The sequence below is a fragment of the Streptomyces sp. NBC_01283 genome (assembly GCF_041435335.1).
Taxonomy (GTDB): Bacteria; Actinomycetota; Actinomycetes; order Streptomycetales; family Streptomycetaceae; genus Streptomyces.
The window spans coordinates 44787-58028 of record NZ_CP108431.1 but is presented as its reverse complement, the minus strand read 5'-3'; the positions used below and the strand labels follow the sequence as shown (position 1 = coordinate 58028).

Genomic DNA, 13242 nt, shown 5'->3' with positions numbered 1-13242 from the left:
CCCTGGCGCCCGCCCGACTGGGCCTTTCCTCATGGGGCGGGCCTGTGCGTGAGGGCGTCGATGAGGCAGCAGTGGTTGGCGCCGAAGAACATGTGGCACAAATCCCAGGTTCTGCGAATGGTCATGGCGCATCGTCTTGCGGGTGGGGCAAGGGCGGGAGGTCTGGGCCGTGGTGTGCCGGTCAGCCTTCGCGGCGGGGCCCGGCGCCCGGGACGGCGATTCGGCGGCGGGTACCGACTATCACCGCGAAGGTGAGGGCGGCTCCGGTGGCGGGCAGGGCTGCCCCAAGGGCGGGGTGTGTGGCCAGTGCGCCGGCCAGGGCGGTGCCGGCAGCCTGGCCGGTGCCGGCGGCGGAAATCAGCCAGGCGTAGGCCTCGGTGGTGGTGCCGGGCGGGGTGAGTGCGTCTGCGGTCAGGAAGGCATTGGTGATCACGACGGGGAGGAAAAGGCCCGGAACCACGGTCAGCACGATCACCCCTGCCGAGCCGGTGACGGCCAGGAGGGGCAGCCATCCGGCCGTGAAGAGGGCGCTGGCGGTGATGAGTTGATGGGTGAGGGTGCCGGGCCAGGTGCATCGTCCGTACAACAGCCCGCCCACGAGGCTGCCGGTGGCCAGCGCAGCGGGGATCACTCCGGACAACAGCTCTATCCCGTGGCGTTCGGCGAGGGCGAGGGCCCACACGTTCATCGCGCCCAGGGCAAAGCCGACGCCGCTCATGGCCAGCAGCAACCACCGGAGCCCGACGTGGTGCAGCGGCCCGAAGGCACGGGAGGGGTGGGCGACAGCGCTGGGCCGCCAGCGGCGGGAGGGGCCCGCGGTCAGCACCACGGCGGCACCGAGCAGGCCGAGCGCGGCGGTGGCGACCATCGCGGTGCGCGGTCCTTGCGCTGTGGACAGGGCAGCCACCAGCGGCGGTCCGGTGACGAAGATCAGGCCTTGGGCACCAGTGTCGAGTGCGAGGGCGGCCCGGCGGCGTTCCTCGTCGGGCAGCACGGCGGGCCACAGTGCGCGTAGTGCTGCCTCCAGCGGTGGGGTACTCAGTCCGGCGAGTGCGACAAGCCCTGCCGCGACGCCGGGCTGGGCGGTGACGTCGATCCCCGACAGGGCAACCAGGCAGGCGGTGGTGATCGCAACCGCGGCCGAGATGACCCGAGTCTGTCCGCGCCGGTCGACCATCCGGCCCAGGGCGGGCTGTCCGATCGCGGAGGCCAGCCCGTACAGCGCGCACAGCAGGCCGCTGGTCGTGAGTGATCCGCCCTGATGGGCGACGAGGAGGAGGATCGCAACGGGTGCCATGCCGTTGGGCAGGCGTCCGATCAGCGTGCCCAGCAGCAGACGGGCGACATGCCGTTGCGCGAGCAGCAGGCCGGGGCCCGTGGTGGAAGTCAACGCGGTGCCTCCCAGGGGTGGACACCCTCCGCGGGGGTGGTGGCGGGCGAGATGGCTCAGCACTGGCTTACCGCGTGGCCAGCCCAACGTCACCCCCGGCAAATGACCGCGTCGATCAGGGCCCGGAGCTCGGAGGGCGGGTCCTGGTCCGTCCAGGCTCGCCACCACTTCTTGAGGGTGACGGCGGTGGCGAGCCGGGGACGGATCGCCCGTAAAGCCCTGGGCCAGCAGGGTTGTTGATGCGGGTGGGACGCAGGCGGGCCCCTTTCTGGCCCAGGTGTAATCGATGATCTTCCGTCGCACACCGACAGCCGGGCGCCCACATTGCCGAGCATCGAGGCTTCGCGACCAAGAACGACCTCGCCCGGGCCATCATCTTGCGGGCCCGGTTGGGCCGGGGGGCGTGGTTGGGGCCTGATGCCGCTTCGCTAAGGCACAAACTTTCAACGCGTTCACCGATTCAACGTCGCCTTGCGTCTAGGAAACTCATGGCCTCGCTGCTGTCCTCAATTGGCGCCGGACCTCGACTTTCGATTCGTATGGCAGCCAGCCGCTGGCGCGGAGAGAGAGCCTTGAGCATGGGGATTCTCCGGGAGGAAGGCGCCCGGTTTCGGGAGCTGGCCGACCGGGGATTGACGATTGCCGAGCCGCGGCACCGCACCAGCGGCGTCTTCGGTGGTAAACGGTTGGAGATCGGCGCTCAGAAGGCCCGATCGCGTTCGCCGCGGATGAGAGCCTCCAGGAGCTCGGCCGCTGGCGCCGGTGATGTCGCTGAGGACGGCGGAGAGTTTCATCCCCGTGTCCTTGAGCTCCTTCTCCAGCCGCTGGGCTTCCCAGCCCACTGCCCGCACCAACTCGGTTCGGCGGTGGGTGAGATCACGAAGTTCGCGGATGCCGCGACCGGGACGAGGGAGGCCATCACCATGCCGGAAGCGCCGGCGCGGGCCAGGAAGGCCGCGTCGCTCGGATCGCTCTGGCGGCCCCGGACGCCCTTGAGGTGGGCGGGTTGACCCGCGTGAGGTTCAGGTGCGGCTGCAGCAAGTAGTACATGCTGCGCCAGTAGTCCGAGGCCGCCTCTATGACGACCTTTTCGACTCGATGCTAGAGCAGCCCGGCCAGCAGGTGCCGCACGTCGGCGTGGTGGTGCCGCTCTGTCTTCAACGGCCAGCGGCCGGCCTGTTGCGTGGCGGGAACGCGGACACAGGCCAGCAGGAACCGCTTGCCCAAGTCCACTCCCACGGACCGCAGATGGATGACCTCGTCTTTTGCGCCTGGAGCAGCCGGGCATCGTCTCCTCCCGCGTGGTGCCTCCGTGCTCGGCGGGTGCCGCGGAGGAGCCAAGGGGAGGTGGTGGAATCTGACCCGTGTGCTCCAGGTCGCAGGACCCGGGCGGGGCCCCGTCGCCGACTGTGCCGCAGTCTTTTCCGAACCTGCGCATCTCCCGTGGGGGCCGGGAGTTCACACGCTTGGTCCGGGTCTCTCGGCCTGTACAAGGGAGTGGACGGCAAGCACACAGCGGCAGCGGTGGTGGCGCCGCCACGGGTAGGCCACGCATGCAGGAGCCGCCCCCGGAGTGGCTGGGACTCTGGCGCCACGTCCGAAGGCAGCACGCCTAGCAGAGTAGCCATGGGCGTCACCAGCGACATGAACGGTAGCGGCGGTGGCAAACGGCGCCGTCCGCATCAGGTGGTGATGCTGGCAGGGCCCAAGGTCCATCGGCCTGCGAACCCGCAGGTCGAGGGACCGACTCCCCGAAAGTGCACTTGACTCTGCGTGAGCCGCAGCTCGGTCTCCCCGAACACGTCAGTACCGCCTGCGCGGCCACCGCCACGCCGCTCTGGTCGTCGCCTTGACCGAGCAGATCGCCGCGTTTGGGGAGCAGGCGACTACAGAGAACCCCTCCGGAGGTGACGATTTCGGCAGTTAACAAAGGATCTTGCACGTCAGGCTCCCTCTCCGCTCTCACGCCTTATCCGTGGGCTGTATGTGTTGGACGAGGTAGGGCAGTCAAGCGAAGCGCAACGGGCGGAGGTAAGCGTGTGCGACGGGCGTATACGGGACCTCGGTTCCCACCCCCGGTGTTCCGCGCACACCCCCGGTGAAGCTGCACACCGGGGCACGCGTCTGGCCCAGGGCCGCCTGAGGATCGTCTAGGTGGGGTGAGGGCGGCTCCTCCGTCACGGCTGCTGCAGCCCAAATGAATGGCGTGAACCGCTGATGGCCCTCACCCTGGAACACCGGTCAACTTGACGCGGCCCTTAAGGACCGGGCTTGGAGGTAGCGCCCAACTGGCTGCTGGGTTGGCTCCTCCGTTCAGACACCCCTATGGGGTGGCAGGGACGCGTGACTCACGCCCCGCATTCCACACGGTCTCGCCACGGGTGGCGATGTGTCGGGTAGGCCCGGCGCATTACTGCGCCGGGCCCCCCTCAGAACCGGACGTGCGACTCCCACCGCATCCGGCTCAAGCGGGCCTCTGGCCGCTCAGCGCTGGTGACCTTCTTTATCCCCGGCATGGATCTGCCGGTGGCAATGCGTGTGGATGACCTCCAGGTTACTGAGGTGATCACTACCACCCCTGCTGCGGTAGGTGAGGTGATGCACATGTACTCCCCGATAGTGGGCCGTGAACCACTTCGCCCAATCGTTGACGTCATCGGGGTCGAACCCCGCGCCCTCGATCAGATCCTGTCCGCACCTGGCGCATAGCCCCTTCTGCCGATGGGCCAGGAGGAGGATCTTCTTCGATTCCACCTCCGGCATCCGTTTCCGGGACCTGCTTCTCCAGTAGCTCTCCAACTCCGGGTCATCTGGGGACACGTCCCCTCTGACCATCGTGTGCCGGACGATCTTTGTCCAAGCGAACTTCGACAGGTATTTCTCGCTGGAGCCGAATACCCACTTGTCGCTCCGACCTTTTTCGAACCTCCCCCAATACCGTTCCCGAATCCATCGGGTGGTCTTGTTGGCGTGGCACCTGAGTGCCCACCTCTTCAAGGCCCAGTAAGTGAAGTGGTCGAGCTTGGCGAAGGTTTGGCTGGATACAGCGTGCCGGTAGTAGGTAGACCACCCTCGGACTAACGGTCCGAGGGAAGCCACCAGCCTCTCGGCTGGCTCCCCGCGATGCTCGCGGATGGTGGCCTTGATCTTCTTCTTGACACGTTGTACCGCTTCCTTACTCGGTTTGGTGATCGTCTTGTCGCCGAACCGCTTGATGTTGAATCCGAGGAAATCGAACCCTTCGCTGAGGTGGACGACGCGCGTCTTCTCCTCGTTGAAGGACAGACCTCTCGGATCAAGCCATTCCGCTAGCTTGACCTTCAGATCATGCGCTTCCTGCTCCGTCGCGCAAATGGCCACGAAGTCGTCTGCGTACCGAATAAGTGCCGGGGACGGAGCCTGCCACCTTGCTGTGGGCAAGTTGGCCCCGATCGCGTCCCCCATTCCATGTAGGGCTACGTTGAGCAGTAGTGGGCTGATGACGCCACCTTGCGGTGTTCCCTCTACTGTGTGCGCGTAGGTGCCTCTGTCCATGACTCCGGCCTTGAGCCACCCCTTGATCTGCCCCCGTCCGGGGAACAGTCCAATTGAGTTCATGAGGTGGTCGTGACTGATTCGGTCGAAGGCGGCAGAGAGGTCTGCATCAAGTACCCACAGCCTCTTTGCCCCCTTCTTTGCGGTCACGGTGAAGATGGCATCGTGGCATCCTCGACCTGGCCGGAATCCGTAGCTCCGCCCCTCGAACTGCGCTTCCCATTCCGGCTCTAGGGCGTTCTTTGCCCTGGCCTGGTTGACGCGGTCCCTGATGACAGGGATTCCGAGCGGGCGGGTCTTTCCGTTGGATTTTGGAATGTACACACGCTTGACGGGCTTCGCTGGGATCTCCGGTTCGGCCAGTGTGAGCCTCACCAACCGCCCTCTGTCCTTTGCGGTCAGGGCGACGGCTCCATCAATGCCCGCCGTCTTCTTGCCGGTGCTCTGCTGCGTCACCCGGCGGATACTTGTTACCGCATTCGCCTTCGACTGCAGCATCAGCTTTTGCAGGTTGCGCACCTGCTTGCGGTCACCATTCCTTGCTGCCCTGTAGATCCTCTGGCGCAGTCGCTTTACGGATTCCTCTTCCCCGTACCAGTCGATGCTGGCCCAGAGTTTGGCATCGTCCTCGGTTCCGTTCATCGGGCGGACCGTCGTGTCCGTGGACATGTTTCGTTCCCCCTCTGTCCAACTTGCGCCGAGGTGCAAGTTCCTACCCATCAGTTCTGCATGGCCTACCTGGTCCACGTCAGCGCTCTTTCGAGTCCAGTCATGCGACTGATATCCGCCGGGTTATGACCCGCGGGAGAGAGTTCCCGTTGCCCGGCTTTCCCCTGAGCTTTCGCTCTAGCGGCCTTTGCTTCTTGAACCATCCTGTTCCCGCACGGGAGTTCAGCCTTCGTTGCCTCCGGCTCACCGACACTCGCCGGACCCGTACGGGGTTCCCACGTTCCGCTACTGCCAGTTGCGTCCAGGTAGGGCGCCCTCTATGAGCCGACTCCCACGGTGACCTACGCGGCGGACCCGCAGGCCCATCGCTCCCCCACAAGGGAGCCGCGCCGTGTCGTGCTTCTCTGCACTAGGAGTTTCCACCGCCGGTTGCTCGCCATTGACGCGGTGCAATGCTGACGACCCGTAATCACAAGGGTTCACTCTCGTTCGCCCGATTGGACTTCCCCTTCGCCTGTTGCCCAGTGATGGCCCACCGGACTCTTGGACTTGACCACCTCGGCTCAGCACCCCGGCGTTACCGCCGACGCACCCGAGGCTGGGGACCGACCATTGGCCACTGGTCGGGAAACCACCTTCCTCTCTTTCGTTGGTTTCACTGAAACAGCAGCGACTTCGTGTCGCACTGCGGGAAGCATTCCGGTCGGCGTGGGCAACGACCCCGCACCCCCGGCAGATGAAAAGCCCCTGGTCGACACGGTTGCGCTTGTCGACATGGCCGCACTCGGCGCACGTCTGCGACGTATACGCAGGATCAATGAAGACCAAGGGCACCCCGGCCCGCTTGGCCTTGTAGACGATGAAGTCTCCGAGCTGGGCGAAGGCCCAGGAGTGGAGCGTGACCCGTTGGGGCTTGCGCAGCCGTACCCTCTGCCGGATTCCCTTGAGTTGTTCAAGGCAGAGCCCGGCCGAGGTGCGTTCAGCCTCGGTCACGATCGTCTTCGCGATGATGTGGTTGGTGTTCTTCACGTGCCGCTGTTCACGGCGAGAACGCTCCTTGAGCCTGCGCTTGGCGGACTTGGTGCGCTTCCTCTGGAGCTTGGCCCGCAGGGCAAGCTGACGCTTGCGGTACCGATTCAGGCCGCGCCCGGCAGCCATGTAGCCGGTGGAGGTGGTGGCGATGTTGACGATGCCGAGGTCCACGCCGATGAAGCCGCCCGGCTCGTAGGTCTGCGCTTGGGGAACGTCGCACGTGGCGATCAGATAGAAGTCGCCGTCGCGTTCGATCAGGTCGGACTCACCCTTGCGGTACTCGCGCAGTGTCTTGAACGCGTCGGCGGAGCAGACGAAGCGGACGTTCTTGATGCGTCCGGCGGTGGTCCAAATGCTGACGGTCTGTGCGTCGTACTGCCAAGACAGGCAGCGATCGTCATAGGGCTGCGCGGCAGCGGGACGAAACGTGATCGGCTTCGACTCGGCCCTGGTCCGGCGCTTCGACTTCGGCTTGCCCAGGTTACCGGCGCGAATGCTGGCGTGCAGCGTTGTGTACGCATCGCGCACCTTCTTGATTACGTGCTGTGCTGCCTGCGCCCCCAGCCCTGCGGCCTTCAGGCGCGGGTAGGTGTGCTTGCGCAGCTCGTACTCACGCGGCACACCGTTGGCGAACGCCACCTCGGACACCCAGCACGCCAGCTCATTGACCGTACGCAGCGTGGAGCGCAGCGCGGCGGCCTGGTCGGCCTCCGGCATCAGCTTCACCTGCGTCACGATCTTCATGCACTCACCGTTACTACCGCTGATCTATGTCACCCCGCTGGGAGCCAAACCCCATATTCGCAGGGGTCGTACGGTCGTCTACACCCTCCACGCCCATTTGGTCTTCACGCCCAAGTACCGGCGCGGACCGTTCACCGACGAGATCCTCACGCGCTGCGAAGAGATCATGCGGGCCGTGTGCGCGGACTTCGAAACCGAGTTGGTCGAGTTCAACGGCGAACGCGATCACGTCCACCTGCTGGTGCACTACCCGCCCAAGGCCGCCGTCTCCCCACTGGTCGGCTCCCTCAAGGGCGTCTCTGCCCGCATGCTGCGCCAGGAGTTCCCCGGCCACATTCGCAAGTACCTGTGGGGTGATCACTTCTGGTCCCCGTCCTACTTCGCAGCATCCTGCGGCGGAGCACCGCTGGCGATCATCAAGGAGTACATCGAGAACCAGAAACGTCCCGACTGAGGCCAACAGCGCAGCCCCATGCGCCTGTGCGGGTCACACCTATCTCGAGAAGCGATTCCTCCCGGGCGTCAACGCCCCGGGGCTCCTCGCTAGATCATGCTGAACTGTTGGACGCCGGCACCAGAACTCCGACAACCTTGCCCCTCGCCCCCAGGGGCCCGGTGGAGAGCCACGTTCGTCTCATTCAGCCAACTGGACAGAATGCTCACGCGACTTGGCGGGGAGAAACGTGGGGCGTCGACATACACAGGTCGGGTCTTGGCTGTCAGGACGTCCGACGGGACCCGTGCGCGCACTCACGGTCGCCGGCCCCTCTTTCTGTCCACCACCTACAGGAGTTCTGGGTTCCTCAAACGGTGTACGTATCTCGCCCCGCAGTTGGCAGATTGGTGGCGCTGACCGGTCCCAGATCCAGGGCGCGAAAGGGGAGTTGGTCTGGTCGGTTGCGAGAGGGCCTGGGCGATGTCGTTGCGGTTGGCGAACGACCGTCCGGCGAGGGCGGCCTTGCGGAAGATGCGCCACCAGCCTTCTTGTAGGTTGAGCCGGGCTGGCTCCGACGGGGATGAAGGCGTAGTGGATGCGGGGGTGGTCCTCCAGTCAGGTCCGGGTGGACAGGCTGCAGTGGCTGGAGAGGCTGTCGGTGACGATCCAGATCTCTCCCTGCGGATTGGCGTCCTCGATCTGTTGCAGGAACTGGTGGTAGAAGAGGCTGTTGCGGGAGGATGCGGGCATGGTGATCTGCTGGCCATCCCGGGCGCGTTAGGCTCCGTAGACCTAGATCTTCTCCGGTCCGCGGCTGTAGTCGATTCTCCGCATTGATCCGGTGCCCATCGGGTGACCAGGCGGGTCCGGGCGGGACGGTACGCGGGATCACCGGCCCCAGCTCGTCGGCGCAGACCACCGTCGGGTCGTCGGGTGGGTGGGTGTAGAGGCCGATGGGCCGGGCCCTTTTGAGACGAAGTCTGGATCCTTCGACCGCGTCCAGGAACGGGTACGGCGCCATTGCCCACCCTCGGCGAGCAAGATGCGCCTCACCTGCGAGCAGCCCACCTCGACCCCCGCGGCCCACGCCGCCCGCCCACCGCCCCACGCCCGACGGCGAGTTGACGCGCCCCCTTCAGCGGCGTGCCATGCAGCCACCGGCTCCACACCCAGGCCCCTCGCCAGCCCCGCCCAGGACCACGTCCCCAGCGACCCGTCAGGAGAACGGAATGACCAGCATCCGCTGTCCTCATCCCCGCCCCGCAGCTGGACGCCGTCGTGGTCGGGGCGGGCTTCTCCGGCCTGTACTGCCCGATGGATCATTACCCCACCCGCACGTCGACACCTGGGCTCGGGGGCAGTCCGTCCATCTGCGCAGCAAAGGTCTGCTGCAGACTGGCAGGGCGGTCAAAGCGCTATCTCCCAGCCGGGAGAAGCACCACATCCGGGCGCCAATCCTGATGCACCATCGCGTCCGGGCAACAGTGTGCACTGCTTCCCGTTCGACGCCTACCGTTCCACGTGCATCCCATGGCTGCTGCCGTCCATCACGCCTGATGTACGGGGTGAAGTCACGCACGTGATGGCCTGACGCGCTCCTGACAGAGCCTGTTCCTCCGTGGCAGGCTGCCTCACGCACGTCGATCCGCACCGTTCTCATCCCCACCTGCCCCGGCACCATCCCGGCCGGGCACGGCTGAAGGAGACATGCGTGAGACGCCATCGCACTGCCGCAGGCATTCTGTTGACCCTGGGAGCCCTGCTCACGGGCGGGCTGTCGGCCGCCACCGCGGCCAACGGGGCCGCCCCCGCACCCGTTTCGGCTCACAGCCCCTCGGCCGCCGAGCGGCAGAAGGCTGGCACCTTCTGGACCGCGGACCGGATGCGCGGCGCCACCCCGCTCGATCTGCTGCTCACTCCGAACGCGACAAAGAGCCTCAAGGCCCCGAAGTCCGGCGGGAAGGCTACGACCGTCGCCCCCACCGCGTTCCCGCAGGCCGGTGGCCCCTGGACCAGTGGCGGCGCCGTCGTGAAGACCTCCGGCCGGGTGTTCTTCACCTTCCAGGGCCGTACGGCGTCCTGTTCTGGCAACGCCGTGACCAGCCAGAACTCCAGCACGGTCATCACGGCCGGGCATTGCGTCAAGTACCAGGGCAGCTGGCACACCAACTGGGTCTTCGTGCCCGCGTACGACAACGGCCAGGCACCGTACGGCCGGTGGAGCGCGTCCAAGACGCTCACCACACCGCAGTGGGAGGCGAGCGAGGACATCAACTACGACGTCGGCGCGGCGGTCGTCGCTCCGCTGAACGGCCAGAAGCTGACGTCGGTGACGGGCGGACAGGGCATCCAGTTCAACGGCGGCTACAACAAGCAGATGTATGCCTTCGGCTTCCCGGCGGCGTCGCCGTACGACGGCACGAAGCTGATCTACTGCAGCGGCAACAGTTCGAAGGACTTCCTGTTCTCGAAGGACCACAGCCTGGGCTGCAACATGACGGGTGGTTCCAGTGGCGGTCCCTGGTTCACCGGGTTCAGCGAGACGGCCGGCACCGGCCTGCAGGTCTCGGTGAACAGCTTCGGCTACACCTTCCTACCGAACCGGATGTTCGGCCCCTACTTCGGCGACCAGGCGAAAGCGCTGTACGACAAGGCACAGGTTTCCTGACGGCACAGGCGCACGGCGGCAGGTGTGCCCTGACTCAGGGCACCTTGCTTCCACAGGGCGCGCCACGGGGCCATCGGCCCGCCAGACCTCGTCGAGGCCTTCACCATGTCTCCTTCGTGGAGGCCCCCTCCTTTAGGGCAAGGCCGTGAAGTTAAGGGCTGATCGGGTTGGTCGAGATGTTGATGGTGAGGGTGGCGTGGTAGGTCCGGCGGTCGACTTTCAGGCTTTTGTGTGCGTAGCGGGATAGGGGGCGTTTGACTGCGCGAGGGCTGAGTCGGGGTCGTCGGGTGGGCAGGAGCGCGCTGAGTACGGCGGTACCGATCGCGCCGACCAGGTCGATTACGGTGTCGGCGAGCACGTTGGCGGCCTGGACGACCTGGTCGCGGGCTGCGTGCAGGGCTGTGGTGAAGGCGCATCGGTCCGGGTCGGTCTTGGTGGAGTGGGCGGCGTCTGAGATCGCGATCCGGATCAGTTGATACGTGCTGAGCAGGGCATAGATTTCCTGGGCGATGCCCGGCCAGGAGCGGGAGCGCAATCAAGCGGTGGGGCAGGCATCCACCCGCCCTGTGTAACCCGCAGTTGGCTGCGGGGCCTCTGTGCGAGCCGATGGCTCCCGCGCGGCTACGCCCCGGCGCGGACAACGCGTCGCCACGCCCACCAGGACAGCCGCGGCGCGGTGGCCGCGTTGACGGCCCTGCCGAACGCCTCCATCGCGGCCTCCAAACGCACGCTGTTCTTCCACGTCGGCCAGGCCGCGCAGCAGCTGCTCGGTGGCGACGGCGGCGTCGGAGCAGCGCATGAGCGGGGCGGCCGCGGTGGCGGCCCGAGCGTGCGGCTCCCGCACGGCGGCCGTGCTCTGCTTGCTGGCCGCCCTCTCCCGGCTCAGCTGCCTGACCGAAGTCCACGAGCCCGCTCTGTACATCCATGCCGCCAGCGATCCGGGCCCGGGCGGCGCCGCCCGCGAAGGCGAGCACCGTCAGCAGGAACGTCCGCCCGCGCTCGGCCGGCCCCTCCCACAGCAGACGATTGGTGGCGGCCGCGCCCTGTAGTTCCGCCACCGCCACCGTCATCGCGTCGGCCTGCACATGCAGGGCGCCGATCTCCGACTGCTGCTCTTGATGGTTACGGGCGGACAAAAGTTGATCGTGTCTGGGACTTAAGTACTGCTTCTGCGTGGACACGCCGCTGACAGTTTCTACTCACTCATTCCTTATGTCAGGGTCTCGATCAAGGTCATCCCGGTGCAGGCGGCTTCTTCCCGTTGCTGCCTGCACCGGGGTGACTTCGCTATTGATAGGGGAGGGTTCATGCCTGTTCTTCACCGCACATCTGCCAGTTCCATAGCCGCCGTAGCCGTCGGCGCGCTCATCCTTAGCATCGCGCCCACGGCGGTCGCGGCTGATGAGCAGTCGACGGCCGAACGGACTGCGGCAGCCGTAGAGAGGATTGCCGGCACAAAGGACATCGCCGGCAGCGCCCTGCAGTCGGATGGGAGCCTGAAGTCCGTGACGGCAACCGGAGCCGGGCAGCCCATCACCGTCACCACCCCGGCAACCGCCAGCGGCACGATCAGCGCCACCGCCAACGGCGCGACAGTCGGCATCGGTCTGTCCAATGCCGGGCAGGCCAAGGGGATCAAGTCACCGAACGGCACGGTCGTCTACCCCAACGTGGCCAAGGATGCCGATCTTGCCGTGCAACCGACAGTTGCGGGTGGCGTTCGTGCACTGATCACCGTCAACAACGCCGACGCCGCCAAGGAATACCGTTTCGATCTCGCCCTTCCGGCTGGCGCCGCCACCGAGCAGTTGGAGGACGGCAGGGTTCTTGTCCTGACCGGAACTGACGAGGACGCTGACATCCTCGGCTCGTTCGATGCCCCGTGGGCCAAGGACGCCGACGGCAATGCGGTACCGACCTCCTACCGCGTGCAGGATGGATCTCTCATCCAGAGCATCGACTTCGACAAGAACACCGCTTTCCCCGTTGTTGCCGACCCCTTCTGGAGCAGCGCGTGGAGGTGGACCAAGTGTGCCGCCTCTGTCGTCGTCGCGTTCTTCCCGGCAGCCAAGGCCTACAAGGCGATCAAGGCGCTCGGCGGTGCCAAGGCAACGGCACGGCTCCTGTGGGGAGCGCGCACCAAGGGCGACTTCATCCGGCACGCCAAGAAGGCAGGCAAGAACGGCGCTGTCCAGATCCTCGGCATCGCTGGGGTGCAGAGTTACTGCTTCGGCTGACAAGCAGCCCCGCCAGCAGACCCCACACCGCCTAGATGGGAGTACACCTCGTGGTCAGCAAGAACAAGCCGCCCATTGTTGTCCTGCATGATTTGGAAGATGTCCGATCGGAGATCAATGCCGCGCTGGAGACAGCCGGCGACAACCGGCGGCCCGGACTCCAAGCAGCACTGAACATCCTGAACCGCCATACCACTGCTACCGACGACCAGCGCATCCGACAATGGGTGCGCAGGACCCTCTCCGAAGCCGGCGTGGAACCAGACGAGCATGTGCGCGCCGTGAAGGCCCTGCGCGATGCGGTCCCTGGACTCGGACTCATCGCCGCAAACGACCTGGTGAAGTCGGCGCTCCTACACTGACCCACCACGCGCCCGCGCGGACGAAGGGACCCGATGTGGGCTCGTCGGTGGACCGTTCGGTTGCCTGAGTGCGTGCCTGTTGAGAACGGTCGCGCGACTGCCCCACCCGCTGGCGCGACGCGCGGAATGTCCTGAAGGACTGGCCGCTGTCCCGGAAGCGCATGGAGGGC

10 protein-coding genes and 1 pseudogene are annotated in these 13242 nt (G+C 66.2%); 5 read left to right on the top strand and 6 right to left on the bottom strand.

The genetic code is table 11. The features are described from left to right. Positions 1-181: 181 nt before the first annotated feature. The 4 genes and pseudogenes from OG302_RS42790 to OG302_RS42775 form a co-directional block, all read right to left on the bottom strand. Positions 182-1390 (bottom strand): MFS transporter, encoded by a 1209-nt coding sequence (locus OG302_RS42790; protein ID WP_371750452.1) that lies wholly within the window; start codon positions 1388-1390, stop codon positions 182-184. 1101 nt (positions 1391-2491) lie between these two features. Beyond that, a complete protein-coding gene (locus tag OG302_RS42785) occupies positions 2492-2629 on the bottom strand; it encodes a hypothetical protein (protein ID WP_371750451.1) in 138 nt (45 codons plus the stop codon). A gap of 1245 nt (positions 2630-3874) precedes the next feature. Then, a complete protein-coding gene (gene ltrA, locus OG302_RS42780) occupies positions 3875-5593 on the bottom strand; it encodes a group II intron reverse transcriptase/maturase (RefSeq protein WP_371750450.1) in 1719 nt (572 codons plus the stop codon). A 675-nt stretch (positions 5594-6268) separates the two neighbouring features. Then, positions 6269-7369: pseudogene (locus OG302_RS42775) on the bottom strand (RNA-guided endonuclease InsQ/TnpB family protein); the annotation flags it as partial. On the opposite strand from OG302_RS42775, the gene tnpA reads away from it, so the two are divergent. Beyond that, entirely contained in the window at positions 7368-7823 is a 456-nt protein-coding gene (gene tnpA / locus OG302_RS42770) for an IS200/IS605 family transposase (protein ID WP_371750449.1), read from the top strand. The pseudogene OG302_RS42775 and the gene tnpA sit on opposite strands and share 2 nt — an antisense overlap. A 597-nt stretch (positions 7824-8420) precedes the next feature. On the opposite strand, the gene OG302_RS42765 is transcribed toward tnpA, so the two are convergent. Then, a complete protein-coding gene (locus tag OG302_RS42765; RefSeq protein ID WP_371750448.1) occupies positions 8421-8555 on the bottom strand; it encodes a hypothetical protein in 135 nt (44 codons plus the stop codon). A gap of 961 nt (positions 8556-9516) precedes the next feature. Between OG302_RS42765 and OG302_RS42760 the strand changes: the two genes are divergently transcribed. Beyond that, entirely contained in the window at positions 9517-10473 is a 957-nt protein-coding gene (locus OG302_RS42760) for a serine protease (protein ID WP_371750447.1), read from the top strand. A gap of 151 nt (positions 10474-10624) precedes the next feature. Here the strand turns inward: OG302_RS42760 and OG302_RS42755 are convergent, their stop codons facing one another. Continuing rightward, on the bottom strand, positions 10625-11008 hold the full coding sequence (locus tag OG302_RS42755; RefSeq protein ID WP_371750446.1) for a hypothetical protein: 384 nt from the start codon (positions 11006-11008) through the stop codon (positions 10625-10627). A 262-nt stretch (positions 11009-11270) separates the two neighbouring features. Between OG302_RS42755 and OG302_RS42750 the strand changes: the two genes are divergently transcribed. The 3 genes from OG302_RS42750 to OG302_RS42740 all read left to right on the top strand — a co-directional run bounded on the left by OG302_RS42750 (position 11271) and on the right by OG302_RS42740 (position 13072). After that, complete coding sequence (locus OG302_RS42750) at positions 11271-11522, top strand: hypothetical protein (protein WP_371750445.1); 252 nt, start codon at positions 11271-11273, stop codon at positions 11520-11522. A gap of 258 nt (positions 11523-11780) precedes the next feature. Further along, a complete protein-coding gene (locus OG302_RS42745; RefSeq protein ID WP_371750444.1) occupies positions 11781-12710 on the top strand; it encodes a hypothetical protein in 930 nt (309 codons plus the stop codon). Positions 12711-12760: 50 nt separating this feature from the next. Then, on the top strand, positions 12761-13072 hold the full coding sequence (locus OG302_RS42740) for a hypothetical protein (RefSeq protein ID WP_371750443.1): 312 nt from the start codon (positions 12761-12763) through the stop codon (positions 13070-13072). Positions 13073-13242 lie beyond the last annotated feature (170 nt).

Coding starts and splice junctions, on each gene's coding strand:
- ltrA (WP_371750450.1), bottom strand. CDS start 5,593: ATGTCCACGGACACGACGGTCCGCCCGATGAACGGAACCGAGGACGAT.
- tnpA (WP_371750449.1), top strand. CDS start 7,368: ATGCACTCACCGTTACTACCGCTGATCTATGTCACCCCGCTGGGAGCC.
- OG302_RS42765 (WP_371750448.1), bottom strand. CDS start 8,555: ATGCCCGCATCCTCCCGCAACAGCCTCTTCTACCACCAGTTCCTGCAA.
- OG302_RS42750 (WP_371750445.1), top strand. CDS start 11,271: ATGAGCGGGGCGGCCGCGGTGGCGGCCCGAGCGTGCGGCTCCCGCACG.
- OG302_RS42745 (WP_371750444.1), top strand. CDS start 11,781: ATGCCTGTTCTTCACCGCACATCTGCCAGTTCCATAGCCGCCGTAGCC.